The following is a 25,061-nucleotide window of genomic DNA, read 5'->3' as shown; positions in this document are numbered from 1 at the left end:
TCCAGCACCAGACAGCTGCCGCGTCGTCGGCTCCTGCCACGAAGTGCCGCCAGAAGCGGGCACACCCCACCTTCCCGCACAGCGGGAGCAGACAGCCGATTACCAGGGCCCCTGGCTTTTCCATCGGTGTCTCTCCGCAACAGCCACGGTCGCCCACTCGCCGACGATACGGTCCCAGCGCCAAACGTCCATCGTAGGAAGTTCACTGCCGCCAAAGAATCGGCGGCTGAGTCTCTTCCTCTGGACGCCGCCCGGCCCGGCCCCTTAGAGCTCGTAGGGGCCGGGCCGTGCCGTGCGGGTCAGGTAACTGGCAGGGATGCTGTTGCCTGGCTGGCCGAACTGGAGAGAAAGGTCAGCAGCACGTTCTCTCCATGGCGAGTCTGTTGCACTGCTCCCAGGCACTGGTACAGCCTTGCATCCGCTGCCGGACGATCGAGTCAGGGGCATCCTGACGCCCGAGCACAGTGACCAGCCGACGACGGCGTGTTGACGAAGTAGCGCGCACCCGCTTCCTCACAGCGGATGCGTAGTCTCCGAGGGTCCAACTCCCGTCATGGCGTTGGACCCTCACCCCATAGCCGTCTCCCCCCGACGTGACGTCGGGCCGACCCTGAGCTGCCGCCCCGGGCCCTCAGACACGGTGACCGGCTATATCGGAGCGTTTGCCGAACAGGGCCTGGCGCAGCCTCATGGGCTGTTGGCGGAGATCGGTTCAGCTGCCTCCTCGGGGTGAAGAACCGGAACAGGCCCTCCCCCAGCTCACCGACCGGCCCAGCCACCCGCGAAGGACACCTACGACCCGCCCGCAAACACATCGAAACGATCACCGTGGAGGCGGACGGAGACGGCAGCGGCGGCCAGGAGGTGGCAGTGAAGCTGGGGGCATTCCTGAATTACGCACGCCGAAGGGTCGGGAAGTTGACTGCGGAGCGGCGCGCAAAACTGGCCGTCCTCGGCCTGGAATGGGCGACGTAATGCGTCCGTGGCTTGCTGGGGTGCGGTGACAGCAAGCTGCGCGAGCGGTCGGATGCGTGCAGACAGCGAGATTCCCCCGAAAGCGGGCACTGGGGTACTGCGTGCGCCATACTGTCGCGATGGGGGCACTTCCTGAGCCGCAGGGCCAGCAGCGTGAAGTGGTGTATCTGACAGCGCAAGGTCACCTGGTGGTCTTGGGAACCGCAGGCAGCGGCAAGACGACTATGGCGGTACACCGTGCCCGCTATCTGTCCGAGGCTCCGGGGATCGGAGGCCGAACGCTGCTGGTCACCTTCAACCGGGCGCTGGTCACGTACCTGCGGGCCATCGGCGCCTCCGGCCCGCATCTGACCGTGGAGAACTACCATCTGTTCGCCCGGGGCTACCTTAAGTATGCGACCGGGCAGCACGTCTCCATCTGCTCAAGCAAGCAGTCCCTGGTCGACAAGGCGCTGGCCGAGGTCCGCAACACCAACCGTCGGGCGGTGGCCAGTCGGCCGCTGGGCTTCTTCATGGACGAACTGCACTGGATGGCCGGTCACGGCGTCACCGGCGAAGACGCCTACGTTAACGGTGCACGCCGGATCGGCAGGGGGACAGCCTTGGCTCCCGCGGACAGAGCAGTGGTCTACGACGTCTACCGCCGGTATGTCGAGCTACGCACCCAGGCCGGCTACGGCCAGGACTGGGATGATCTGCCTTCCGTGGTACGGGCGGCGCTCGCAACGGATGCTACCGCTCGCCGCTACAAGCACGTCGTGGTGGACGAGGGGCAGGACTTCACCCCCGAGATGATCCGCTCGTTGGCCGCAGCGATACCTGCCGACGGATCATTGTCGTTCTTCGGGGACTACGCCCAGCAGATTTACGGCGGCCGCATGTCGTGGCGCTCCCTAGGCTTGAGGGTGGCCCGGCAGGTCGAGTTCGAGCAGAACTACCGCAACAGCCGCCAAATTGCCCAGCTTGCCCAGGCTATCTCCGACATGCCGCACTTTCGTGACGAGGTCGACCTGGTACAGCCCAAGGCTCCGACCGCTGACGGCCCCCAGCCTACGATCGTCACCGCCGCCAGCAAGGTGGAACAGATCCGCCGCGCAGCAGAGTTCGCCAACGGCTTGGCAGCAGACCAACAGGTCGCCGTTCTCATGCGCACCCGCGGGTACGAGAGCGAGCTGCTGCGTCACCTGGGTTCGCGGCACCGCATCAGCAGACTGCATCGGGACTTGACGGTGTGGCCGTCAGGTCCAGGCGTGTACTACGGCACCTATTCGGCGGCCAAGGGCCTGGAGTTCGACTCGGTGATCCTGCCACTGTGTGACGCGGACGAACTACCCAAAGCCTCCGAGGTCGAGTCGCACGGGGTGGAGGAGGCCAAGGCCCGCGAGGCACGTCAGCTGTATGTGGCAGTGACCCGTGCCCGTACCGGATTGATCATTCTGCGTTCGGGCGCGTTGACGCCGCTGCTGCCCGACGAAGCGTCAGATCTCTTCCTCAGGCTCCCGTCATGAACGAGATCTGGGCCGAAGCACAGCGCCGCGGGATTACGCGGCTGTGTCACTTCACCAAGTCCGCAAATCTGGCCCACATCCTGGCCACCGGTGAGATACGCGATGCGCTGACCCTGCGAGCTGGCACTGAGGGGTTCAGACCTACAGACCGGGCCCGTTTGGACGGCTACCCGGACCACATTAACTGCAGCATCGAGTACCCCAATACGTGGTACCTGGACCGGGCCAGAGCCGAGGATCCCCACTTCCAGGATTGGGTCGTTCTGCTCCTGGATCCTGCGCTGCTTTCGCTGCCAGGAGCGAAATTCTGCCCCTACAACGCTGCTCGCGGCCTGGGAGGCGGCGTCAGCAGCGGCATCGCCGCCTTCACTGACCTGTTCCAGGCCGCTGTTTCCGGGAACGCCAGACGGGTCCGCACCGTCCGGCATCCCGACTGGTGGCCCACCGACGACCAGGCCGAGGTCCTGCTCCCCGGCCCAATTCCGCTTCGCCACGTGCACGGGGTCGTCGTGAAAGATGCTGCGCAGGCCGAGCTCGAACACTACCGGCTCACTCAGCACCTCGACATGGGCACGGTATTACCGCCGCTGATCATCGCCCCTACCCTGTTCGACAAGTATCTACTGAGCCAGAACGTGCGGGCCGGACACCGCCCCGCAGAGCTCCCCTTCATCCCCTGACCGACTCTGGCAGAGTGACCCCGTGAACCGTGAACCGCAGCCGCATCCCTGGCCTGATCGTGCCGTCGGCATGGTGCTGGCTGCCGCGGTCGGCGATGCCCTGGGCTGGCCGTACGAGCGCCGAGACCGAACCCGGCGCCTGTTGGCGGACAGTGGCCTCAATCAGTTCGTCGCCTGGGAACGCTTGGCGGGCAACCGGTTTCGACCGTTCACCGAGGTGGTCAAGGCCGGTGACTACAGCGACGACACTCAGATGATCATCGCGGTCGGACGGGCCCTGCTCACCGCCGGCGACGAATGGCTCACCTGGCTACAACGCGTCGAATGGCCTCTCCTACCGTCCTACGAACGCGGCGCGGGTGCCAGCGTCAAACGCTCCTGCAAAGCCTGGGCCCAGGGACGTTCCCCGTGGACCGTCGCCGGCAGCGACGTGCGCAAGTACTTCGACACCGGCGCCAACGGTGCCGCGATGCGGGTATCACCGCACGTCATCCGCCATCACGCGGACACCCGGTTCGACGACCTCGCAACCGACGTCGTCCGCGACGCCGCGACCACGCATGGCCATCCCCGAGCACTCCTCGGTGCCATCGTCCACGCCCACGCCTTGTGGCTAAGCATGCGCCAGCCCGCCCCCTTGTCCTACGGATGGCTAGTCGAAGCCCTCCTGGACAATGCCGCACAGTGGCAAAAGCCGGTCTTCGAGACGCTGGAAGACGAATGGAAGCAACGCGCTTCACACATGCTTGAGCATCCCTTCGACCGGCTGTGGCTAACCACCGGCCGCGAAGTCGAGGAACTCCTCGCACTCGCGCACAAGGAACTCAGGGGCGGCGCCGTTAGTGCACCGAGCGTCTTCCTGAAGTCCCAGGGCCTCACCGGTAAGTCTCGCGGTTCCGGGACTCTGTGCGCCGTCGCAGCCGCCTACCTCGCCGCCCGCTCGGCCGCTAGCCCAGAGCACGCGCTCACCTCCGCCGCCCGTCTGGAGGGTGCGGACACCGACACGCTTGCCTCCATGACGGGCAGCCTGCTGGGAGCCGCACTAGGACAAGAATGGCTGGGCTCCAATGGCCGCAACATTCAAGACCGCCCCTTGCTGGTAGGTCTTGCACAGGACCTCCTGACCCCATCCTCGCTCCCTCGCGTACAGCCACCCTCGCCAGAGCAAGCCCGCGCGGTGCTGGCCGAGTTCAATGACCAACTGGCTGACGCCGTACCGGGAAGCGTCATCCCCATGCCCTACCTGCGCACCGCCCAGGTTCAAGACCACGAAGACACACATGCAGGGCAATGGGCAGCACGCCAGGCCCGGCTGATCACCGACGACGGGCAACGGCTGCACCTGCTGCATTCCGTGCATCGTGCCTCGCCCCCGCACTCCACGCCTCCGGGTCCGTCCAGCGCACAACTGCAGGGCGCCTATCTAGCCGTGACCGATGTGCAGCGCGTGCGACAGGTCCTGATGCTGGTCTTTGGCTTGCACCCAGACCGCTACGGGCAGAACTGGGTCGCCTACGGCAACCTCGTCATCGCCGAGGACTCCTCCGCCGCTCCTCCCGCAGCTTCAGCGCCGCGCGCACAGCTGCGCCTGTCTTCGGATCATCCGCAGGAGATCTGGCAACGCGCCCAGGAGCACCATTTGCCGGGCTCGGTGGATAATGGGCACACCAACTTCCTGGTGCACGTGGACCCCTGGCTTACCGTCACTCTCAACCGGCCAGGACACCGCCCACCTTCCGAGCGGCCCGACTGACGTACGCACGCCGTCTACACGTCCCAGTCATTCCGGCCGCCGCATGACCCGGCTGTACTCGTGGGCTGCAGGATTCGGTGGTGCGGGTACGGCATGAGGATCATTTCCCTCGGAGCTGCGCGCTCAGATCGACATCGGCGACCGCGAGGGCGCGCTGGAGAACCTGTCGTCGGCGTTCGACACGGCTCCGCAGATGGCCCGCATCCATCCCATGGGCCGGGAAGTCTTCCGCGTCCTGTCGTCCCTGAACCGGCGCAGCAACCCCCAGCTCGAACGGCTCTCCCGGCTCTCCGGCATCAGCCTCTGAGAACCTGAGTGGTCAGCGGACCACTGCCGGCTTGTCCGCGGCGATCACTTCGGCCACGGTGCGGCCGTGCACGGAGACGGTCAAGGCTGCGTCCATGGCCAGGGCACGTGCCTCTTCGAGACCGAAGAGGTGTTCATCGCGGGACCAGGTGCCGTTGGCGGTCAGGTACCTGCCGCCATGGCCACCTTGCGGACCGGCATGGAAGATCACCCACCGGCCCAGAGGGCGGACCATCACCCGGATCACGTAGGCCGCGTAGTCGAGGTGCCAGACGGGGAGGGCGGACACGGCGTACTTCACAGGCTCAAAGCCGACGGGGACGGGGGTGTTCGTCATAGGCTCCCTCTCCTTTGACCGAGCTGTTCACGAAGCCGCGGCACCATCAGCTCTCAGTACAGCGGTGCGGATGCTCACCGGACATGCGCCAACCGGCCTTTCCGGACCACCGGTACAGGGATTCCACCTCAGGTTCTGAGCCATCGGGAGATGCATGGCACAGGCACCCGCTGACACGGGCGTGACCACTCGCTGACACGGAGGCGGTCGCTCGCTGACGCGGGAGCGGTACACCGCCGGGTGACAGTCGGCCCGCGCCCGTGACCCGCTGCTGGGTGGACGCCATAGACCGATCATGATCCAACGACTGATGACGGCGGCCGCCATGGTGGCCGCAACCCTCTCCGGCCTCGCCCTAGCCACCACCCCGGCCGCGGCCGGCGCCCCCGCCGCAGTTTCCGCGCACGCACCCGCAGCCAAGCCGTGCACGACCAAGTGGCGCGCAGTACAACGCGTCGCGGTCCGCCGCCCCGGCCCCTACGACGGACGAGTCGCCACGATGAACTCACCCGTCCACCACCACCTCCACCGCGGCCAGATCGTCCGCTCCTGCATCGTCGCGATCGGCCGGACCCAGAGCGGACCGGCCTACCGGGCCTGCGGGAAGGACGGAAGCGAGTGGCGCATCGTCTCCGGCGGCCAGGTCCCGCAGACCTGCCTTCGCCGCGTCTGAGAACCTGATGTGGAAGCCCTCTACGTGCAAGCTCTGGCCAATGGCCGCAGCGCAACCAGCTGTCAGTACAGCGGCGCGGATACTCGCCGGACAAGCACCCGGCCAGGGTTTCCGGACTCCATGCAGAGGGCTTCCTCATCAGGCTCTGCGCTGTGCCGTCAGGGACGCCAGGACTCCTGCCATCCGGGGTGCAGTTCGTAGGGCAGCGCGAAGGCCTTCATGACCTGAAAAGCACGGACCGACTCCACAGACCAGCACAAGCCCCTGTCCTGCTCCCGTCTTATGCGCTGCTCGCAGTCCCGCACGATCCGCCGATCGGTGGCAACCCGGTCGAGGATCTGGGCAGGACAGGGGCAGGAGCAGCGGCTGACGCGTCCGGCCTGTACAGGACCAGGGCAGTCAAACTCATGGAAGAGCGCGGCATCGCGCTGCTCCTCCTGCCACCGGTCCCCGAGGAACGACATCAGACGGGTGACGACAGGCACGGCCGCAGCCCTCCCTCGCACCACACGGCTCGCCGCCGGCCGCCATCAGGCCGTCCGCCCCCACACCACGGGGCCTCCCCCCGGCGCCCTCACATCCGCGAGATACACCTGCACCAGGGCACCCCCTTGCGGACACCGCCGCAGGTCCGGCCTCGGGCATTCCGTGCACCGCGTCAAATGCTTCACGTAGGCGTCATAACTGCGCTGGGCAGCAGGCTTAACGGTGTCGAACATCGGCGCCTCCCCGCAGACACAGCCGACTGACGAATGCCTCAGCATATGCCGCGATCATCCTATTCAGAGCCCTTTTGGACACATCCCGGGGCCCACCCCAGGCCGTCCGCTTCACCGGCCGATGCACCCCGAGATCACCCTCAAGCAGCCGTCTGCCCCAGCAGCAATGACCCCGTCCCCGTCATGTCGAACAGCCGCGCAACCACGGCGCTGACCGGTTCCGTCACCCGGAACCCAGCCCCTGCCTCAAGTGCACGCTCACGCGCACCGAGCAGGACATTCAGCCCGGAGCAGTCGCAGAACTCCACCTGCTGAAGATCAACCTTTATCCACTGGACATCGCCGGTCAGAGCGCTGGTCAACGCACCCGCGAGCTGAAACGAGGACAGGTGGTCCACCGCCCCCTCCACCGACACCGTCACGCAGTCGCCGACGCTCGCGCTGGACACACGCAGGCGCCCGCCGTTCGGTCGTGTCTGGTCACTGCCCATACCTCACCCCTGCCTCACGCCACAGGAGATGACTGCGCAATGCAGCCGTGCTCACACCCAACCTTCCGGTCCAACCACCACGGTCACCGAGAGGACGCCAGGCGGCCACATGTTTGATCGTTCTCAAGTTCGCCGCGGCGAACTTGGCCCACAACCCGCCGGATTCCACGGTACCGAGCGCCCACACTCCGGGGTAGCTACGGAAGTCAGTTGGGAAGTGCGGTGACCGTTCCGCCTGGGGAGCAGCTGCGGCCCGCCAGTCTCACGACGGGCGGGCCTCACGCTTTGGGCGGGTTACCTGCCGCCGAGGCGGCCGACCCGCCAGTGCCCCCGCCCCGTGACGTCCACGAACATCGCGTGAGCGGTCAGCACCTCCAGGACGGCCGCCATCCGCACCATGTGCCCCACTCCGGGGACAGCCTCGCCGAGGCGCTCCACGATCGCCGTGCGGGTCAAGGGCTCCCGGGAGCCGACCAGCGTCCGGGCGACCAGGTGCAGCAGCGTGTCGCCGGGCGTTCCCCGCTCCGCCGGCCGCCACCGGTCCTCACCACGGGTGTGCCGCTCGACATGTACGGCCAGCCGCGCCGAGGCGTACTCCACCAGCGTGGGCAGCCACGGCTGCCGCTGCGGACCAACGCGCGGGCGCTTGCGCTGCCGCAGGTACAGCGCCCCGGCCACCGGGGCGATCACCGCGGCTGCGACCGCGAGCTGCTTCGGACCACTGCGCCGCATCACCCCCTGGACCACGTTGCCCGTGATGTTGATCAGGACGTCGGCCTGGCGCTCCAGGTCGGCCATCCGGCCCTCCGTCACCCCGACATCACCCAGAGCCGAGCGCAGGTCTCTCCATGCGCCGACCGCGAGCCCGCTGTCGAGCAGGTCCGGATCGGTCCCGATGATGACCACCGGAGCGATCACCCCGGCCAGCAACAGCATCGGCACGTCGGACGGATCCCGCCCGGCCAGCACCCTCGCCTCGGGCGTCTGCGGCAGACCCGTGGCGTCCACGACGTACAGAACGGGCAGGTACTGGGACTCCCACAGGTCCAGCGCCCGCCCCAGATCGAACCGGCCACCGCCCTCACGGTGCCGGTCGCCCAGCACCCGCGGCACTTCCTCCGCCACGTGCACCGGAATCAGGCACCGCACCGTCCCCGCCCGCGCCCCGGCAACGAATGACGACGGCTCCCGCCGCGTAGTGGCCGCAATGACGTCCGAAGTCAGCACGGACGTGTCCAGCAACGCGCGGCGCAGCGGCCCGCGCTGATACAAGGTGCGCCGTGCGACCAGCGCAAACTCACTCATAAGCGCATCGTAATGCGGGCGCTGACCGACCGTCAGAGGATTTCGGGGCCGTGCGCTGGCCAACGGCCTGCCGGAACGCTCCGATCCCCTCGCGCACGTCCCGGGCACCGTCCCATTGCTCGTGCCACTGCCGGGCGTAGTCGCCGAACCCGCCGGTCACCAGCGCGTGCGCCACGTCCGCGACCGCCTCCGGCGCAGCGAACACCCGGCGCAGCGCGGCCAGCGGGCCGCGGGAGACCGCGGACCCGACAGGGCGGATCAGGGCGTGGGACCAGCCGCTGTCATCGCTCCACCCGAGCCGGATGCCGCCCTGGCCCGCGCACCGGCTGGCATCCCATCCGAGGACCAGGAGCACCGCGGTCTCGGGGGCGCCGTAGGCGCGTTCCACCCGCACCGCGCCCGGCGGGATGCCGCGGCCGGTGAGCGCCTGATCGAGGGCGCGGGCGTACGGCCAGTGCGGCAGCAGGTCGGCGGGCAGCGGTCCCGGCGGGTTGAGCAGCATCGCACCCACCTCCACAGCAGAATCGTCGAGCGCAGGGCCCGCTCGTGCCCGCCCCACGTTATCGAACTAGTATTCGGTTATGCGAGAGGGGCGGGTCCGGCCCGTCCACAACCCCCAGGGACGATCCATGCTCGATGACCTGCCCCCTGACCTGCCGAGGCTGCACACGCTGCGGACCTGGCACGCCATGTGTGTGCAGCGCATAGACGCGAAGATCGCCGCCCTGACCGAGCGGCAGGCCCAGCAGGAACGCGTGCAGCGGGCCCGGCGCGAGCGCGAGCCGGAGTGGGTCGTCGAGCTGGGCATCGGCGACGGACGGCCACCGGCCGAAGTCCACGCCGGCCACTGCTACGCGATCGGCAAACGGCGTCGGCCCGTCAGCCGCGACGAAGCCCGCCGGCTCCTCGCCGAGGGACTGCGCGCATGCAGCCACTGCACACCCGACACCACACTCGACATCCCCTTATCCCGCCGCACGGCCCCCACCACCGCGGCGCACCCACCGGCCACTCACCCATGGCGGCCCCCACCCCTCGCGCGCGCGGCGACCACCCACCGCCCACCCCGGACAGGACGCCCCGCATGCCCGCCACTCCCCCGCCCCCGATCAGCGAACCGGACCCCTCCACCTTCACCATCTCCAGCAGCTACATAGGCCCCTGCTCCAACTGCCAGCGCAGCACCCACAAGTACGGTTCCGGTGGACTGCCCCTGTGCCAGTGGTGCCTGACACCCGTACAGGAGAACTGGGGACCCGCCGTGCGCTTCACCAGCACCCGAACCCAGCGCTGACCACTGCAGGGGTCACGGGCGAGCCGGGCGCCCCGGGCGCCAGCGTGCAATGAACACTTCGAGCTGCCGGCGCTGGCGCTCTTCCTCCGCGATGCGGTCGGCGAGCACGGCTTCGTCGACGTACGGGGCGACGGCGGCCAGGACCAGGCGCCGGAGCTCCGCCGGATCGAGCGCCTCCACCTCCCACTGCACCGGCCGCCGTTCATCGAACCCGTACCGGCAGGCGAAGGCCGGCCACCGCGGATCCCCCGCCTTGCCCACGGCCGCGGGCAGTTCGTAGCCGTGCACCTGCTGGTAGGTGAGCAGGATCCGCTCCACACGCTTCCAGCAGGCGGTGCGGGCCACCCAGTCCCGCTCGATGTCGGCCCCGGACGCGTCGAAGTCCCCGACGTACAGCAGCACCGCCGGGCGCGGGTCGCCAGCGGTGCGCTCGCGCACCACCTGCGCGTAGCTCTGGCTGGCGAACCCGCGCACGATCAGCACGGGAATCCCGGTACGGGCGAGCCAGCCCATCAGCTGCGCGCGCACCGTGTCCTTCTCGCACGCCACATACACCGCACACGCCTGGCCGACGGTGCGGTCCAGGGCGAACCAGCCGGACGCGGCCCGCAGGAACGCGGTGGCATCCGGCCAGGCGGGCGGCACATGGACCTCGCGCAGCGGGTCGATCAGGTCCGGGAAGCATTCCTCCCGGCGGGCCCGGGCGAGCTGCGCGGACAGACGGCGGTAGGCGGACGGGGTGTGCGGGACCAGGCCCTCCGCAACAAGCCGGTAGTAGGCCTGGCGCAGCGTGCACCCGCCGACCTCGTCATAACCGGCGACGATGCCGGCAGCCCGTTCCACGATGCTCGCCCACCGAAGCCTGGCCACACCGGTACTTGTACCGCTTACGCAGAACCCCCGTCAGGCCGATTCACCGCCAACATCCCCCGCACCAGCACGGTGCACTGACCGGGGCCGCGGTCGGGTCTGCGATCGAGGCACCCGCCCCACGGTCGGGCCCGTGAGTGTCAGCGGCCCGCATCGGTGATGCCCTCAGCGACCTGGCCGGCCACATCGGCGACCCACTGCCCGAACGCCGTCGGAGCGACCAGCACCCCGAACACCAACACGATCAGCACGGTCAGCTGTTCATCCGACCGCTTCCGCGCCTGCGTACGACGCCGCAGCCTCACGACGATGATGACCGCCAGGAGAACCGCCACATTGATCGACAGAACCATGAGCCTCCTCCTCAACCCGTGACCAACGGTTCAGGAGTAGCGAGCACACACAGCCAGGGCGGCGCAGATACATGCGGATGGCAGCAAAGCGTGCAGGAACGGCCGGAACCGCGGGGTTGTGCAATGTGTGGACGTTGCCTCAGCACGACCGCTGGCCGAAGCCGGCAACCCGCGGCCCACCCCGCTGCCGCCATAAGGACCAGTTCACCATCGTCCTCAGGCAGGCGGGGCAGCCGCTGAGGTCATGAATGGGCCACCGCGTCTGCCCGCAGATGAGCGAACAAATCCCGCACCCGCTCCGGGTCATCGCCGTCCGTGGTGAAGGACAGGATCGCCTGCAGAACACGACGGGCGAGATCGCCGGTCGCCCGGACGTCGTCGCCCGCGCTGCGGGCCCAGCCCTCCATCATGCTCAGGGCCACGGTGGTCATGTGGGCGATGAGTCCCTGCCGCAGCTCCGCCAGCGCCTTCTGCTGATCGGCCCCGTCAAGACCCGCGATGCCCGTGACGACCAGCAGCATGCTCTGCACCCGGCTGGCTCCGTACTGGGCGACCATCACCGCCAGCGACTGCTCGCCCTGCCCACCGCCCGCCAGCGCGGCCAGTGCCTCGTCATCCCCGGCCCACGCCGCCTCCAGCGCGGCGATCACACGCATGACCTGATCTGCGGTCAGTTCTGCTGGCATGGACGGCACCGTAGCCGCCCCCGCACGACCCCGGACTCAAATCGGCAAAGCCCCACCACCGGCCACGGCCGGTCCGGGCAAGCCCCTGCCTCCTGACTGTTGCTGCCGGGCGTGAACAGCCGCTACCGGAAAGGGAGTCCCAACAGCGGCTGTTTGCGAAGAGCGTGGTTGTGGAGGGGCGGTCGCCTACGCGGCGAAAGGCTCCATGAGGCTTCAGCCGAACGATCGTCCTCATGGGCTATAGGTGAGGCCCGGGGACACTGCCCCCTCCATAACCACACCTGTTGCAACCAGCACGCACCGCCAGTTGTTCCCGCCCCCGGCGTGCCCTGCGGCCGGCCCCGCGCGCAGGTTCGTTTCTCCGGTACGACTGTTCCCCTCGCACGGGTGACCTGCCCGGCGGCCACGGCACGGCGCGATCGGCCAGCCGCTATCAACGGCAAGTGATCAAAACTGCTCTGCGGGGCCTCGCAGCCGCCGCCCTCATCGTCCTGCCCTACGCCACTGTCCCGCCGGCCCACGCGGCGGAGAGCCTGCCGCTCGCCGCGGCCGTCGACCGCCTCACCCCCGGCGCCGAGTCGCGGGAGGGCTACCAGCGCACCTCCTTCAAACACTGGAACGCCGGCAACAACCCCACCGACGGCTGCAACACCCGAGCCGAGGTACTCATCGCGGAGGCCGTCGACGCCCCGGACGTCGGCCCCGGCTGCCGGCTCACCGGCGGCCGATGGTGGTCCTACTACGACGCAACCTGGGTCACCTCCGCATCCGGCCTGGACATCGACCACATGGTGCCCCTCGCCGAAGCCTGGGACTCCGGCGCCTCCACCTGGACACCCCAGCGCCGCGAGACCTACGCCAACGACCAGGGCGCGGACACGTCCCTGGTCGCCGTCACCGGCCGCTCCAACCGCAGCAAGAGCGACAAGGACCCGGCCGACTGGATGCCACCCGCCCCCGACGAAACCGTCCGCTGCACGTACGCCGCACAGTGGGTCGGCACGAAACTGCGCTGGAACCTGACCGCCGACGACACCGAACTCACCGCCCTCCGCAACATCGCCGACGGCTGTCCGCTGGAGACCGTGACGTACGAACCTGTCGTGTAGCTCCGACGGTGAAGCGCCGAAGGTCTGTCTCGTGCAGTGGAAAATCGAGGCGCTTGCCCTGCGCGTTGGTTGGTCAGCTGCTGGAACCGCCGAAAAGACCACCGTTGTCTCCGCCGTCGCCGCCTCCGTTGGCGCCGTCTGCTCCGGTCGGGTCGTCGGACGGGCTGGGGGCCGTCGAAGACGGCGTGCTCTCGGGTCCTCCGATGAAGCCTCCGTCGGAGCCTCCTGAGGAGCCGTTGGACGAGTCGGTCTCCTCCGGTGAGGAGTCCGGTTGCTGAGGCGGGGGTGTGGTGGACGGGGTCCTGACGGGCTGTTCGGCTTCCTCGCCAGCCAGGACGAAGCTGCTCTGCGTTTTAGGGGCACCCTTGAGGACCGCTTCGGCGAGGTAGGTGCCGTAGGGGGCCGCGGTGTCCTTCGAGCAGTCCCTGCTGCTGCGCCGATTCCAGCGGAAGTCCACGGTGACAGGCCGGGTCCCGGTCAGCTCAAGCCAGCGCGGCCCGCCCCGGTCGCTGGCGCACTGCGAGGACTTCCACACCGCGGCATCCCCTGCGGCGGGCGTGAGCATGAGGACCGCTTCACCACGGCCAACGTTCACCCGGCAGGGAAGCCCGGCCGCCTTCGAGGCAGCCTTGACGGTCAGGGTCAGGCGCGGATCCCTGTCGGTGAACACGTTGCGCTCCGACCTCACCCGCGGAGAGACAGCAGAGGCGGCACACACCGGCAGTTTCATGATCGCAGCAGTGTTGACAGGCTGGTCGCCGATATCGGCAACCGAGTCCTGGGCCGGCTTGGCAGGCAGGCTCGGTACTTTCGACTGTTTCGCCGTCGCACTGGGCGTTGGCGATTCGCGGTCGGCACTGCGCGAGGTATCCCGGTCCCAGGACCACCACGCCAGGGCGGAGACGCCGCCCGCCACCGCGACAGCAACGACGGCCACAAGCGCGATCTTCTTCGTATGTCCCAGGCTGTGGTCCGGTTCGGGCTTGCGCGGACGCGTGCCCGCGCGCTGCGCAGCTGGTTTCCCCTCACGTGGTGCGGCTTCCGCTTGACTGCCTGCCGGGCCCTGCTCGGCTGTACGGGTACCGGCCTTTCCTCCAGGCGTGTGCGGAGCGGCTGCTGATGTACCGGTGGGCGGGGCGGCCCCTGCTGAGGTCTGCTTCGGCAGCCGTTTCAGGGGCGGGGCAGCGTCTGGAGCGGGCGGTGTGTGCGGGCGGCCCGGGACCGGGCCGGGGCCTTCTGGCCTGGGCTCGGTGGTTGATTCAGGGCCTGCGGGAATCAGCGCGCGCCCGGTGGACCAACCGTCCGTCTGCAGCGCGGTCAGGGCCTGGGACAGAACATCCTGGGCGTCGGCTTCCACCGCCCGTTCCCGCATCGCCTGGACCAGTTCGTTGTCCGCGCGCAGCAGGCGCTGTTGTGCGCGCCACAACTCGGTGCGGGTCTGGCGCAGTTCCGCTTCCAGGTGGGTGATGGCGTTCATCGCCTGCGTGTGGTGGCCTTCGGCTTCGCTCAGCGCGTGCTGTGCGGCGGCTGCCTCCTGCAGTCGTCGCGCTTCAGCGGCCGCGGCTTCCTGACGGGCGGTGACGGCGTCGGCCTGTCCGGCGGTCGCCTGTCGCTGGGCCTCGCGCGCCGTGCGGAAGGCAGCATCCGCGGTGCGGCGTTCGTGTTCCAGATCCCGGCGGGCGCCTTCGGCGTCGTGGACGGCCTGGGCGAGGGCTTCCTCGGCGTGCGCCAGGCGTTCGAGCAGCAGCGCCTGGCGTTCTTGCCACTGTGTGCGGTCCGCTGCGGCTTCCCGCTGCAGGGTTTCGGCCTGTTCACGCATCTGCTCGTAAGCGTCCTTGAGCCGGTCCAGGCGGTCTACGGCCGCCTCCAGATGGGCTCGTGCCTCGTGCTCTTCTGCTCGGGCAAACTCCCTGGAATCGGTGGCGGCGGTCAGTTCCTTCTGTGAGGCCGCCAGTGCACGGTGGGCGCCCAGCAGGTTCACCCCGGCCCGGGTGAGGGACAGCAGGGCCCGGCGCTGATCGGCTTGGAGCACGCCGACCTGCTGGCGCAGCCCCGCGGTCTCGCTCTGGGCGGCGTCGCGTTCGTCGATGATGTCGTAGGCCTCCGCGACATCGGGACGGCGGCTGCGCAAGGCCGGCCGGTACAGCCGCCACAACTCTTCCAGGTCGGCTTCACCGGGCCGCAGGCCACGGTCCTCCAGCAGCTGCAGAAGGTCCAGCACCACATCGCGGGTCGGGACCAGCCGCCCGGACACCATCCGCTGCACCGACGTCTCCCCACGCCCGGACTGCACACTCTGCAGCCGGTCCGCCCCCGCCGCGCCCACCGGCCGTAGCCGCTCATCCGGCCGTTCCACAGCGCACGCCATCAGGTGCGCGGACACCTGCTCCAGCGTCAGCGGATCCTCCCCGCCCAGCAGTTGCTCCACCACCACGGTGCGGAACACCTGCACCCAACCGCTCACCGGCAGCTGTAAGCCCTTGGCAACCGGCCCCAACGGCCGACCCGGACGTGCCACGTTCATTCCCCCCTGGACCTATCCCAGGTCACGTTCTGCATCAATGCCGCAGCCCGGACGGTGGACCCCTCATCCACCGATACCGGACGCAGGAGCCCACCATGCCCGCTCAGCAACCCGCCCCGCAGGCCAACACCGCAGCCCGCCCCACCCGCACGCCCGCCCTGGCCGGCGCGGGCCTGTCCTCGGTCGGCGTCCTGACGATCGCCCTGACCGGCGCCCCTTGGCCGATGGTCCTCACCCTCGCTCTGACCGGTCTCCTCGTCGTCCTGATCCAGTCCGCCTTCCAGGCTTTCCTTCCGCAGGACTCCCAGCACCGCCTCGCCTGGTGGCGCCACTACTGGAACCACCGCGCCACCCGCCGCCGCAACCGCTCAAGCACACCGGACACTCCCCCACCCGCACCCTGAACTTCACCCGGCCGGGGCGGTGTCGCCGAGCCCGGCGTCGGGCAACGTCGTGCTGCTTTCACAGCCTCAACGGGCAGGCAAAACAGGGCATTTCGCCAGAGACATCACGGCGTGTAGGCCGCGCTGGCCCACTTCTGCTGGAGGGGTCTGTTTGTTGTCCGCGGACAACAAACGGGGCAGAACACGCGTCTGACGGGACCTCCGAGGCCACAGAGGTGAGTAAGGTAGCGCCATGACCGCGCCATACGACCCGAGTGATCGGGAAAAGGTAGTAGCCAAGCTGCCTGCTGAGCTGCGCAAAGAACTGAAGGTCCGGGCTGCGGAACTGGGCAAGGACATCCAGGACGCCGTCACCGAGGGCGTCGAAGCCTGGCGGAAAGCCAAGGAACGACCGGCCGTTGACACCAGCGGCGGTACCTCCTTCGCGACCTACCTCCCGGCCGGGCTGTACGGCAAGCTCAAGCAGGACAGCAAGACCCGCAACATCTCCTACAACCAGGCCATCGCGCAGTCGATCCGCTTGTGGCTCGACGGCAACCCCTCTCCCCGGCCTCAGAGCCCGCGGGCCACCGGGGCCCGCCGGATCATCTTCGGGAACCAGAAGGGCGGCGTCGGCAAGACGTCGGTCTCCGCCGGTGTCGCCCAGGCGCTCGCCGAGTCCGGACACCGCACCCTGCTCATCGACTTCGACCCGCAAGGCCACCTCACCAAGCAGCTCGGCTATCCGCTGCTTGACATCGACAACGCGAGCCTCGCCAAGCACATGCTGGGCGAAGCCAGGGGCGCGCTGAACGAACTGCTCGTGCCGATAAAGGGCGGCGACTTCGAGGAGCACCTCTGGCTGCTCCCCGCCTGCAAGGACGCGTTCCTGCTCGATGCGAAGCTGGCGACCAGCAGGTCCGTGCGTATCAAGGAAACAGCGCTGGAGAAGGCCCTTGACCCGCTGGAGCAGGATTTCGACTACATCGTCGTCGACTGCCCGCCGAGCCTCGGCTACGCCATGGACACCGCGCTGTACTACTGCCGCACCCGCGAGAACGAGGAAGCCAACACATCCGGCATCGTGATCCCGGTGCTGGCCGAGGACTCCTCCGCCGACGCCTACGACATGCTGTACGAGCAGATCCAGGACCTCACCGAGGACTTGAACGTCCTCATCGCCATGCTGGGCTTTGTGGTCAACATGTACGACAGCCGCAAGGGCTACGTCGCCACGTCCTCACTCGATGAATGGAACAACATCGGTGATCCGCCCGTCCTTGCCATCGTCCCCGAACTGAAAGACCAGCGAGAAGCCGTCCGCGTGAAAAAGCCCCTGCTCGTCCATGCGCCCTACGGCGACCAGGCAGGCGTGATGCGGACCGCGGCACGGAGGATCAGCACATGAGCGTCGCAGACAAGCTGGGCACCGGATCATCGTTCGGCCAGGTACCGCGCGGTCGCAGCGCCCGCGGCCGCGCCAAGGCCGTCGCCCAGGGTGACGTACCGACCTACGAGCTCGTACGCCTCCACCTGGACGAGGTCTCCCCCACCCCGCTCAACCCGCGCCGCAACTTCGGCACGGACGAGGACAAGACACGCTTCGGCGAGGAACTGCGCCAGGCCCAGCTGGCTGCCTGCGTGGCGGTCACCCGCGACGCCTATCTGGCGCTGTGGCCCGAGCAGGCGGAACGGATCGGACCTGTCCAGCACGTTCTCGTCAACGGCGAACGCCGCTTCCGCAGCGCCGTCCACGTCGGGCTCGACGCCCTGGACTTCGTTGTCCGCGACGACCTCGCCTCCTCCCGCGAGCAGTTCATCAACCACCTGCTCAAGGAGAACCTCGACCGCGAAGACTTCGACGTCATAGAGCGGGCCCGCGGCGTGCAACAACTCGTCGACGTCTGCGCGGAGCAGTCAGGGCGAGGCGCTCGTTCCCGTGCTGCCGAGCAGTTGGGCAAGGACCGGTCCTGGGTGACGAACCAGCTCTCGCTGCTGGAGCTCCCGGAGGAGTTGCAGGCCATGCTTAGCGTCGGCACCTTGCCGGAACGCGATGGCCGGTCCCTCGCCCGCCATTTGAAGGACAACCCGGACGCCGACGCGGCGGTCCTGCTGGACCATCTCAAGCAGGTGAAGGAGTCGGCTGCCCAGGCCAGGCGGCAGGAGAAGGCGGTTCTGGAAGCGGCACCGGACACCCCGCCCGCACCGCGAGAGACGAGTTTGTTGTCCGCGGACAACAAACTCGCGGAGCCGGAACCCGAGCCGGAGCCGGGCGCGGTCGAGATGGAAGCACCCACGGAGTTGTTGTCCGCGGACAACAAACTGGCGAGTTCGGCTGGCGCCGTGCCCCAGGGCTCCTCTGTAGTGGAGGCGATCGGACCGTCTGGCGGGCCGGCACCGGGGGAGTCTTCGGCACCGCTGCCGGGCCAGCGACACGATGTGGTCATCGACGCCGTCGGCGCGGGAGAACAGCAGCGGGGGAGTCAGCCGAAGAAGCTGCCGTACGACGATCCGACGTACGTGGCCATGCACCTTGAGCAGAAGATGGAGTCTGCGGACTTCCTGGAAGCCACGCGATTGATGACGGCAAGGTGCTGGGACAAGGCCGGCACGGAGCCGTCCCTGGAACTGCTGAAGGGCCTGCTCCGGACGGCGGCGCAACGCGAACCGGACTCGTTGCGTGCACTGCTTGCAGAACACGCAACGGATGTCCCGACATCCTGACGCCGAGCTTCCTGCACGTTGGGGTACTCCGCGGTCGCATGTTGAAGGGGGTGGTTTGTTGTCCGCGGACAACAAACCACCCCCTTCAACATGCGACCGCGGTCTTGCTCAGAAAACAATCTGCAGCAGGCCAGGGCACGTAACGGGGCCGTTGATGCTGTGCAGCAACAGGAGATCCGTCCAGGCTCTTTCTGCCCGTCGGCCACGCGTCTGCTGGTGCGTGCGGTCGTCACGGGCCGATCAGCAGGTGCAGCCCCATGATGCTCGCACCGGACCCGCAGAGACCGGCCAGGATCGCGCCGGCCGCGCTGCCAGCGCTGAAGAAAGTGAGCACGCCGACGATCGCTCCGATGACGACCGCGGCCAGCAGGATGAGCAGGGCCCGCGGGGAGAGCAGCGGACCCGGGCCGGGGGCGGCGGGCGGGGGGCTCATGCCGTCTCCTTCTCGCGTCCGGTGCGCACGGTGTAGGCGTACCGCGGCATCGCGGCCAGCTGCCGCAGCACCCATCCCCAGCGTGCCCGCCGCGACGGCAGGTCCACGAGGTAGCCCCGCTGCTCCTCCAGCCAGTCCTCACGCTCGGCTGATGGCAGTAGACCTGCAGCACCATGCAGCAGACCGACACCGAGCGGCGCCTTCACAGGCATCCCCGAGCGCAACCAGACCGTCGCCATTTTGCGGATACCCAGCGACTTATGAAGCTGAGCCCGCTGACACAGCAGAGTCTCCTGGAGCACCAGCCTGTTCGCAGCCGTCTCATCCGCGGTCGGGCGAGACTCGTCGAACCCCGTCGGCGTCGACCCGCTGTCGTACCGGGAGTCATGCATGTGCGCCTCCGGCGAGGCCGGGCCGACCGGCGGAACGGCCGGCGGCAAGGCCGGTGGCGGTGGCCGCGGCGAGCGCGAGCGGTGCCGCCTCGGCGCCCTTGTCGGTGAGGCGGAAGAAGCGGCGGCGGGGACGTCCTTCCCTTTCGGCGGCAGTGGGGTCTTCCTCCCATTTGCGCTCGACCCATCCGGCCTGGCGGAGGCGTTCGAGCAGAGGGAAGAGAGTGCCGTTGGGCAGGTCGGTCGTCTTGGACAGCTCCAGTCCGTACAGCCCCTTGTTCAGGATCGCGCTGCGGCGTTCGCCGTCGGCGCCCTGGCCCAGCAGTGCGCGCAGCACGGTCTGCGTGTGCTCGGTCATCCTCGGTTCGGCCATGTTCTCAATCTACCTAGGTCGACGATATTCTGTCTACCTAGGTCGAAAGAGCGAGGGTGGGTGTCCAGGCCCGCTCCGGCGATTCCCGCGGACCCCGGGTCAGCGTCCGTCCCTACAGCACGCCGTTCATGGCGTTGCCCTCCCAGCCCTCGCCGGCCTCGAAGTTGGCCTCCATGGCCGCGCTGTTGGCAGTCCAACCGCCGTGCACGGCGATGGCCTTGTGGTCGGCGCCGGCCTGGCGGTCGGCGTCGGCGCCGCCGCGGCGGGTGGAAGTGCCCGGTGTGCCGCACCCCGAGGTCGGCGGCGGCGCCCAGGGCGGTGATGGCGTCGCCGTGGTCTCCGGCTGCAGCCCGCTGTCCATCACGGTGTGCCAGCGCGGGTACAGCCAGCGGAAGGCGAACCCGTCCGGGTCGGTGAGGCCAGCGGCAGTCTTCCAAGCCCGCCAGGTGCGGACCGGTCAGGTGGAGGGCCTAGAGCCCTGGAGGACCTTGACGGTGCGGGGTTTGGTCTTGGAGACCCGGGACGTCGACCAGCAGGCCGTTCTCGTGGTCGGCCAGGTGCCGCAGCCGCAGGAAGGCGACCTCGTGCTCGCGGGCCATGAGGGCGAAGGCGAGGGTGCCGATGGCACGGTTGCGAGTCCGAGCAGGGTGTCGGGGGAGGCGGGGGCCGGGCCCCGGCCGAGGGCCTCGTCACTCTTCTCCAGCTCGCAGACCTTGGCCCGCGGTACCCGTCGCGCGCGGGCGGCGACTGTCTTGGCGAGCAGCAGGTGGCGCGCAGTGCGGCCGGTGACGACGCCGGACAGCCGGCGGTCGATGATGGAGGGCTCGGTGCAGGTGCCCTTCTTCGCGCCGGGCTGGACCCACAGCCATTCGACGAACGCGGTCAGCGAGCCGAAAGTGATGGCGGTGACCGGGAAGCCGAACAGCGCGGCGAACTGTTCCTACTCTTCCAGTCGGCGGCGTAGCCGTCGACTCTGTTGTCCGGCCGCAGGTTCTGCTCGTGCCGCCTGGAGCATTCCTCCAGTTCCTGGAGCTTGGCCAGCACGTCGAAGGTGAACTTGGCGGACGTCCAGCCAGCGGCGGCCGGGAGGATGAGCAGGGTCCGCTGGGAGATCATCGGGAGCGCGCCGGATCCGGGCGGCGGCGGGGGCGGCGTGCTCATGCCGCCTCCTTCTCGCGCCCGGTACGCACGGTGTACGCGTACCGCGGCATCGCGGCCAGCTGCCGTACCACCCATCCCCAGCACGCCCGCCGCGACGGCAGATCGGCGAGATAGCCCCGCTGCTCCTCCAACCAGTCCTCACGCTCGACCAACGGCAACAGGTGGGTGGCCCAGCGCAACGCACCAGGAACCCTCGACACTTCAGCTTCCACGGGACGGCCGAACTGGTGCTTCTTGATGGCGCGCGCGGCGTCCTTGGCGCACACATGCACGACCGTGGTTTTCCCATCTGCTGTCAAGTACACGCTGTAGTCCCGCGTGCGGGGATTGAACCGAATCCTTGTAGAGGCATGCAGTGGGGGGTAAGGCTCCAGCTGGTTGATCGCTAGTTCCATAACGATGTTTAGGCCCAGCGTGTCGTCCATTACAGGTGGCCTCCGACGAGACCGGGACGGCTGGCGGTGCGGCCGGAGGACGGGGCTGCGGCGGTGGCCACGGCGAGCGCGAGCGGCGCCGCCTCGGCCCCCTTACGGGTGAGGCGGAAGAAGCGGCGGCGGGGGCGGCCCTCTTCCTCCGCAATGTCATCCTGTTCCCAGTAGCGCTCGACCCATCCGGCTTGGCGGAGGCGTTCGAGCAAGGGAAAGAGGGTGCCGTTGGGCAGGTCGGTCATCTTGGACAGTTCGAGCCCGTAAAGCCCGGTGGTCAGGACCGCGCTGCGGCGTTCGCCGCCGGCGTCCTGTCCCATAAGCACGCGCAGCACGGTCTGCGTATGCGGGGTCATTTTCGGATCGGCCATGCCATCAATCTACCTAGGTCGAAACTCTCCTGTCTACCTAGGTCGAGGGTGACCAGGTGAAGGGAGTCAGTTCCCCTTCGATAGACGCAGCCGGGCGTCGGTGTACGCGTACCGCTCCAGGTCCGTACGCTCATGGGTGGGCGCCCGCAGCCAGCTCGAATGACTGTGGGCGCCTTTCACGGTGCTGCCGTATGGTCAGCGGCGAGCGGTGGCCTGGTCGATGATGTCGGCGTGGTCTCGGACAGGGTCCGTTACAGCACCCCAACAACGCGTTGTCACATTCGCAGCATGCCGGGAAAGACTTCAGTCCTCCTCGGCGAAGTCCGGCGCAAGATCATCGTCAGTCGGCGCCTCGTCCTCGTCGTAGCTGAGAGGTTCGGGGACGGAGCCTCTCCTTCTTCCGGGAAAACCCACGGGCCACACCAGATCCCGAAAGGAGAGCTGCCCTCTTACCGGCAGATACAGCACTAGGCACACGACGACGGAGATCAAACCGACCGCGATGCTGAGGGCGGGTACCACCATCGATGCGCTCAGTGTGAATTCGGCGCCAGCGCCTGGGAAGACGACCCGCTTACCGAGCACTACGCTGCAGGTCACCCATGAAACTAGGCATGTCCCCAGGACGGCGAGTGTCACGCGCAACGCTTTAATCGCCCGGTGCGAATGGACACCAATCGTCCCCGCCGCAATCCCCATCGCCTCGGCCGCCTGCGCGTGCGTCATCTCCAGCTCCCAGGTCAGGAAGAACGCCCTCTGTTGCTGACGGGGCAGCTCGGACAGCGCTTCGTCTATGAAGTACCGCCTCTCGGCGTCGGCAATGGGGCAGACCACCGGTTCGTCCTCCAGCCGAACGTCCACGTCGAGCGACTCGTACCCCCGGCCCGTGTAGTGGTGCCGGGCCGCCCGGTCGATCTCTCGGGCCATGCAGGTGTAGAGGTACGCACGCACGTTGCCGATCGGCTCGTCGTGGGCCAGCACGGACTTGAGGGCGCTCTGCACGATGTCCTCGGGGTCCGCCGACGACCGCGGAACGTCGCGGGTGCGCAGTCGGCGGGCTGCGTAGCGGACCATCCGGTCGTACCGCTCCGCCACCAGCTCCGCCAAGGCCTCGGCGTGCCTCGACCGCGGCCTGTCCCGCTCAGCCACGCCGTCCCCGCTTCCCCGCCCGGCGCCCCTTGCCGGCCCGCTCGCGCTGGGCCCGGATCACCTCGGCCCTGCCTGCGGCGCGGTTGCGGAACGCGATGCTCCTCAGCACGCTGCTCAGCGGCCCCGCGAACAGCAGCGCCAGGAACACCACCACACCGATCCCCGTCAACTCCACCGGACCTCCTCCAGTCTGCGGCCCGGCGCCTCGCGGTGAAGCAGCGGCCGTACACCTGCTGAGAGAGGAGAACGCCCGGGATTCTTTACCCGGCGGCCAAGATTCTTTCTGGCGGGCTCGGCGGGGCCGCGTACCGCGGGGTCACGGTCCGGCGATGAGCCAGAGGATGGGGGGCGGCGTCGAGGTCGTGGCTGTAGCGGAAGGCTACCGAGATGCCGCGGCCGTCGGTGGCTTCGGGCAGTAGCTCGACGACGTGCGACGCCGATTGCGGGTCGGGACCGGGCAGGGCGCGGCCCTGGTGCGGGTCGTTCTCCAGGGAGATCCGGACGGTCTCGACGGCGGCCCGCTCACTGTGGGTGAGTTCGCTGCGGATCTTCTCGGCGGCGTCGGAGTAGAACGCGTGGGTCACTGGGCGGTCGCCTCGCCGAGTCTGCGCCCGGTTCCTGAAGGGCTCCTCGCCTCCGTCGGCATCCCTGTTCCGGCAACGGTCGCTCTTGCTGCCGGATGGCTGCCGTAGAGGGCTTGACCACCTGTCTCCGAATATCGCCCGCATCTTGTACGTGGGAGTCGGCCCATCTTCCTTCCGGCAATGGCCCGAGGCCAGGGACGACGGTGGGGACAAGGCACGCCCTCAGCTCCTGCCGACACTGGCTTGCGGGCATCGCTTCCCACTCGGGGAGTTCACTCCGGTCGCAGGATCCACTGAGCGCCGGACGGAAGGGAATTGAGAACTGGACACTCGTGACCGCCGGACTCCCTGACGGTTCGCGTGTAGCCGATCTCGCAGTTGACGGAAGCATGTAACCGACCCGCTAGCCCCATGGCGAGCCTGGATGCTCCAGGCGGTGCAGTACCTCGGTCCCCTCTGCAGTTGCGCCGCTTACTCCGGTCTCCCCGATAGTCCGGGGTGCCCGGAGGGGACATCTTTTTTCTGGAGACTGAGGAGACAATCATGCCGTCCAACGACCGCCCCCTGATCGTCACGGCGGCTGCGATCGGTGCCGCTGTCGCCGGTGTCGCTGTGGTGGTCGCTCCCGCGCTCCTTCCGGTGCTCGGGGTCACTCTGGCGGCGTTCACGGCGCTGATGCTGGTCCTGAAAATGTGAGCGGCCCGGAACGCAAAAACGGCCCGTGCCCCGACAGGATGCTGGGGCACGGGCCGTTGCCGTGATGGTTCATGTCGCCAGAGCGTTCAGACGGTTTGCACGTCGCAGGGCGCGGTGTCCTCGATTCCTGGCCTCTCCAGGAGGTTGGGGGTCTAGGGGCTGGGTCAGGAAGTCGGCCCATCGAGGATCTGCACGATGTACACCAGGCGGCGGGGACGGTGGATCTGGTACGACACCAGCCACGGCGTCTCCGGATGGTTCAGCAGGTTACTCACGCCGGGGTCGCCGTACTCCGGATCATTCGGATACGTGGCGGCCGCCTCTGCGGCCAGCCGCGAGGCGATCTGGTCCAGGTGCTGGCGCTGCTCCGGCAGGAAGTCACCCACCGACGACAGCGCGTGCCCGGTGTACTCGAATCCCCAGTCCGTCACGGCAGCGGAAGACCGTCCGTGATCTCGTGCAGCAGCTTGCTCATGTCGGTGGCCACCGCGCGCGCCTCCTCGTCCGTCCGGGCCGCCCCCATGGCGATCTCCAGTTCATGGATCCGGGTCGCGGTCGCCGGCACCCGATACCGCTCCACCCACACCGCCCACGTACGCAGAAAGGTCGGCATGGACTGTGGGTTGCCGGTGCGCTCCGCCTCAGCCTCGAAAGCAGTCAACTCGCTGTCGAACTTGGCTGTCTGCTCCGGATCCAGTCGTTCCACCGCGGCGCGCAACGCCTCCACCGTCACAGCAGGACGGGGAATCAACGGCTCTGTGGACTGCGGATCTACGTGCTGATGGGACAT

General features: G+C 68.4%; 33 protein-coding genes. 11 read left to right on the top strand and 22 right to left on the bottom strand.

From position 1 onward, the window contains the following. The first annotated feature begins 1,094 nt into the window (after positions 1-1,094). From J8N05_RS46805 to J8N05_RS46795, 3 genes are read left to right on the top strand one after another with little or no spacing between them, the layout of a single operon-like run. Positions 1,095-2,483: a 3'-5' exonuclease gene (locus tag J8N05_RS46805; protein WP_247707053.1), complete on the top strand. Its 1,389-nt coding sequence runs from the start codon at positions 1,095-1,097 to the stop codon at positions 2,481-2,483. Continuing rightward, positions 2,480-3,163 carry a DarT ssDNA thymidine ADP-ribosyltransferase family protein gene (locus J8N05_RS46800; protein WP_210894611.1) on the top strand — a complete coding sequence of 228 codons (684 nt, stop codon included), beginning with the start codon at positions 2,480-2,482 and terminating at the stop codon, positions 3,161-3,163. Before J8N05_RS46805 ends, J8N05_RS46800 begins: the two co-directional genes overlap by 4 nt. A gap of 22 nt (positions 3,164-3,185) precedes the next feature. Further along, on the top strand, positions 3,186-4,916 hold the full coding sequence (locus tag J8N05_RS46795) for an ADP-ribosylglycohydrolase family protein (protein ID WP_210894608.1): 1,731 nt from the start codon (positions 3,186-3,188) through the stop codon (positions 4,914-4,916). Between the two features lie 319 nt (positions 4,917-5,235). Here J8N05_RS46795 and J8N05_RS46785 read toward each other — a convergent pair whose 3' ends face one another. Next, a complete protein-coding gene (locus tag J8N05_RS46785) occupies positions 5,236-5,559 on the bottom strand; it encodes a hypothetical protein (RefSeq protein ID WP_210894606.1) in 324 nt (107 codons plus the stop codon). 295 nt (positions 5,560-5,854) lie between these two features. Between J8N05_RS46785 and J8N05_RS46780 the strand changes: the two genes are divergently transcribed. Then, entirely contained in the window at positions 5,855-6,232 is a 378-nt protein-coding gene (locus tag J8N05_RS46780; RefSeq protein ID WP_247707052.1) for a hypothetical protein, read from the top strand. Positions 6,233-6,390: 158 nt separating this feature from the next. Here J8N05_RS46780 and J8N05_RS46775 read toward each other — a convergent pair whose 3' ends face one another. The 4 genes from J8N05_RS46775 to J8N05_RS46760 all read right to left on the bottom strand — a co-directional run bounded on the left by J8N05_RS46775 (position 6,391) and on the right by J8N05_RS46760 (position 9,264). Further along, entirely contained in the window at positions 6,391-6,717 is a 327-nt protein-coding gene (locus J8N05_RS46775; protein WP_210894604.1) for a DUF6221 family protein, read from the bottom strand. Between the two features lie 374 nt (positions 6,718-7,091). Continuing rightward, positions 7,092-7,442, bottom strand: a complete 351-nt coding sequence (locus J8N05_RS46770) for an STAS domain-containing protein (RefSeq protein ID WP_210894603.1) — start codon at positions 7,440-7,442, stop codon at positions 7,092-7,094. 294 nt (positions 7,443-7,736) lie between these two features. Beyond that, a complete protein-coding gene (locus tag J8N05_RS46765; protein WP_210894601.1) occupies positions 7,737-8,747 on the bottom strand; it encodes a PIN domain-containing protein in 1,011 nt (336 codons plus the stop codon). Then, on the bottom strand, positions 8,740-9,264 hold the full coding sequence (locus J8N05_RS46760) for a DUF6292 family protein (protein ID WP_210894599.1): 525 nt from the start codon (positions 9,262-9,264) through the stop codon (positions 8,740-8,742). The genes J8N05_RS46765 and J8N05_RS46760 overlap by 8 nt, the downstream gene beginning before the upstream one ends. Before the next feature lie 64 nt (positions 9,265-9,328). Between J8N05_RS46760 and J8N05_RS47850 the strand changes: the two genes are divergently transcribed. After that, the gene (locus J8N05_RS47850; protein ID WP_308287150.1) at positions 9,329-9,904 is read left to right on the top strand and encodes a DUF6233 domain-containing protein; all 576 of its coding nucleotides are present in this window, start codon (positions 9,329-9,331) and stop codon (positions 9,902-9,904) included. Next, complete coding sequence (locus J8N05_RS46755) at positions 9,832-10,041, top strand: hypothetical protein (protein WP_210894598.1); 210 nt, start codon at positions 9,832-9,834, stop codon at positions 10,039-10,041. Before J8N05_RS47850 ends, J8N05_RS46755 begins: the two co-directional genes overlap by 73 nt. 12 nt (positions 10,042-10,053) lie before the next feature. On the opposite strand, the gene J8N05_RS46750 is transcribed toward J8N05_RS46755, so the two are convergent. From J8N05_RS46750 to J8N05_RS46740, 3 genes are all read right to left on the bottom strand, one after another. After that, positions 10,054-10,911, bottom strand: a complete 858-nt coding sequence (locus J8N05_RS46750) for a hypothetical protein (protein ID WP_210894596.1) — start codon at positions 10,909-10,911, stop codon at positions 10,054-10,056. A 140-nt stretch (positions 10,912-11,051) separates the two neighbouring features. After that, positions 11,052-11,264 carry a hypothetical protein gene (locus J8N05_RS46745; RefSeq protein WP_210894594.1) on the bottom strand — a complete coding sequence of 71 codons (213 nt, stop codon included), beginning with the start codon at positions 11,262-11,264 and terminating at the stop codon, positions 11,052-11,054. A gap of 242 nt (positions 11,265-11,506) precedes the next feature. Next, on the bottom strand, positions 11,507-11,950 hold the full coding sequence (locus tag J8N05_RS46740; RefSeq protein WP_210894592.1) for a hypothetical protein: 444 nt from the start codon (positions 11,948-11,950) through the stop codon (positions 11,507-11,509). A gap of 443 nt (positions 11,951-12,393) precedes the next feature. Between J8N05_RS46740 and J8N05_RS46735 the strand changes: the two genes are divergently transcribed. After that, positions 12,394-13,059, top strand: coding sequence for an HNH endonuclease family protein (locus J8N05_RS46735; protein ID WP_210894590.1), 666 nt, complete (start codon positions 12,394-12,396; stop codon positions 13,057-13,059). A gap of 73 nt (positions 13,060-13,132) precedes the next feature. Here J8N05_RS46735 and J8N05_RS46730 read toward each other — a convergent pair whose 3' ends face one another. Further along, positions 13,133-15,583: a coiled-coil domain-containing protein gene (locus J8N05_RS46730; RefSeq protein WP_210894588.1), complete on the bottom strand. Its 2,451-nt coding sequence runs from the start codon at positions 15,581-15,583 to the stop codon at positions 13,133-13,135. A gap of 95 nt (positions 15,584-15,678) precedes the next feature. Between J8N05_RS46730 and J8N05_RS46725 the strand changes: the two genes are divergently transcribed. The 3 genes from J8N05_RS46725 to J8N05_RS46715 all read left to right on the top strand — a co-directional run bounded on the left by J8N05_RS46725 (position 15,679) and on the right by J8N05_RS46715 (position 18,690). Next, positions 15,679-15,987 carry a hypothetical protein gene (locus J8N05_RS46725; protein WP_210894586.1) on the top strand — a complete coding sequence of 103 codons (309 nt, stop codon included), beginning with the start codon at positions 15,679-15,681 and terminating at the stop codon, positions 15,985-15,987. A gap of 232 nt (positions 15,988-16,219) precedes the next feature. Continuing rightward, positions 16,220-17,374 carry a ParA family protein gene (locus tag J8N05_RS46720; RefSeq protein WP_210894584.1) on the top strand — a complete coding sequence of 385 codons (1,155 nt, stop codon included), beginning with the start codon at positions 16,220-16,222 and terminating at the stop codon, positions 17,372-17,374. Then, a complete protein-coding gene (locus tag J8N05_RS46715) occupies positions 17,371-18,690 on the top strand; it encodes a ParB/RepB/Spo0J family partition protein (protein ID WP_210894582.1) in 1,320 nt (439 codons plus the stop codon). The genes J8N05_RS46720 and J8N05_RS46715 overlap by 4 nt, the downstream gene beginning before the upstream one ends. A gap of 229 nt (positions 18,691-18,919) precedes the next feature. Here the strand turns inward: J8N05_RS46715 and J8N05_RS46710 are convergent, their stop codons facing one another. From J8N05_RS46710 to J8N05_RS46665, 11 genes are all read right to left on the bottom strand, one after another. Beyond that, a complete protein-coding gene (locus J8N05_RS46710) occupies positions 18,920-19,123 on the bottom strand; it encodes a hypothetical protein (RefSeq protein WP_210894580.1) in 204 nt (67 codons plus the stop codon). Beyond that, the gene (locus J8N05_RS46705) at positions 19,120-19,515 is read right to left on the bottom strand and encodes a hypothetical protein (protein ID WP_210894579.1); all 396 of its coding nucleotides are present in this window, start codon (positions 19,513-19,515) and stop codon (positions 19,120-19,122) included. Before J8N05_RS46705 ends, J8N05_RS46710 begins: the two co-directional genes overlap by 4 nt. Continuing rightward, positions 19,508-19,885: a PadR family transcriptional regulator gene (locus J8N05_RS46700; RefSeq protein WP_247707051.1), complete on the bottom strand. Its 378-nt coding sequence runs from the start codon at positions 19,883-19,885 to the stop codon at positions 19,508-19,510. Before J8N05_RS46700 ends, J8N05_RS46705 begins: the two co-directional genes overlap by 8 nt. A 112-nt stretch (positions 19,886-19,997) precedes the next feature. Then, the gene (locus tag J8N05_RS47845; protein ID WP_247707050.1) at positions 19,998-20,246 is read right to left on the bottom strand and encodes a hypothetical protein; all 249 of its coding nucleotides are present in this window, start codon (positions 20,244-20,246) and stop codon (positions 19,998-20,000) included. Positions 20,247-20,355: 109 nt separating this feature from the next. After that, positions 20,356-20,484 carry a hypothetical protein gene (locus J8N05_RS48035; protein ID WP_282108217.1) on the bottom strand — a complete coding sequence of 43 codons (129 nt, stop codon included), beginning with the start codon at positions 20,482-20,484 and terminating at the stop codon, positions 20,356-20,358. Between the two features lie 283 nt (positions 20,485-20,767). Further along, the gene (locus tag J8N05_RS46690; protein ID WP_210894577.1) at positions 20,768-21,046 is read right to left on the bottom strand and encodes a hypothetical protein; all 279 of its coding nucleotides are present in this window, start codon (positions 21,044-21,046) and stop codon (positions 20,768-20,770) included. Then, positions 21,043-21,345, bottom strand: a complete 303-nt coding sequence (locus J8N05_RS46685; protein WP_210894575.1) for a hypothetical protein — start codon at positions 21,343-21,345, stop codon at positions 21,043-21,045. The genes J8N05_RS46690 and J8N05_RS46685 overlap by 4 nt, the downstream gene beginning before the upstream one ends. Positions 21,346-21,470: 125 nt before the next feature. Further along, positions 21,471-21,842, bottom strand: coding sequence for a PadR family transcriptional regulator (locus J8N05_RS46680; protein ID WP_210894573.1), 372 nt, complete (start codon positions 21,840-21,842; stop codon positions 21,471-21,473). 303 nt (positions 21,843-22,145) lie between these two features. Further along, positions 22,146-22,991 (bottom strand): sigma-70 family RNA polymerase sigma factor, encoded by an 846-nt coding sequence (locus J8N05_RS46675; protein WP_210894571.1) that lies wholly within the window; start codon positions 22,989-22,991, stop codon positions 22,146-22,148. Further along, positions 22,984-23,166 (bottom strand): hypothetical protein, encoded by a 183-nt coding sequence (locus tag J8N05_RS46670; RefSeq protein ID WP_210894569.1) that lies wholly within the window; start codon positions 23,164-23,166, stop codon positions 22,984-22,986. Before J8N05_RS46670 ends, J8N05_RS46675 begins: the two co-directional genes overlap by 8 nt. A gap of 85 nt (positions 23,167-23,251) precedes the next feature. Beyond that, positions 23,252-23,575 carry a hypothetical protein gene (locus tag J8N05_RS46665; RefSeq protein WP_247707049.1) on the bottom strand — a complete coding sequence of 108 codons (324 nt, stop codon included), beginning with the start codon at positions 23,573-23,575 and terminating at the stop codon, positions 23,252-23,254. A 543-nt stretch (positions 23,576-24,118) separates the two neighbouring features. Between J8N05_RS46665 and J8N05_RS46660 the strand changes: the two genes are divergently transcribed. Beyond that, complete coding sequence (locus J8N05_RS46660; RefSeq protein WP_210894566.1) at positions 24,119-24,271, top strand: hypothetical protein; 153 nt, start codon at positions 24,119-24,121, stop codon at positions 24,269-24,271. 164 nt (positions 24,272-24,435) lie between these two features. Here the strand turns inward: J8N05_RS46660 and J8N05_RS46655 are convergent, their stop codons facing one another. Together J8N05_RS46655 and J8N05_RS46650 are read right to left on the bottom strand one after the other, a co-directional pair. Next, positions 24,436-24,702, bottom strand: a complete 267-nt coding sequence (locus J8N05_RS46655; RefSeq protein WP_210894564.1) for a hypothetical protein — start codon at positions 24,700-24,702, stop codon at positions 24,436-24,438. Continuing rightward, positions 24,699-25,061: hypothetical protein (locus J8N05_RS46650; protein WP_210894563.1), on the bottom strand; the 363-nt coding region annotated here is incomplete at its 5' end. The genes J8N05_RS46650 and J8N05_RS46655, both read right to left, overlap by 4 nt.

The organism is Streptomyces liliiviolaceus, assembly GCF_018070025.1.
GTDB classification, from domain to species: Bacteria; Actinomycetota; Actinomycetes; order Streptomycetales; family Streptomycetaceae; genus Streptomyces; species Streptomyces liliiviolaceus.
This window is presented reverse-complemented; position numbering and strand designations above follow the sequence as displayed.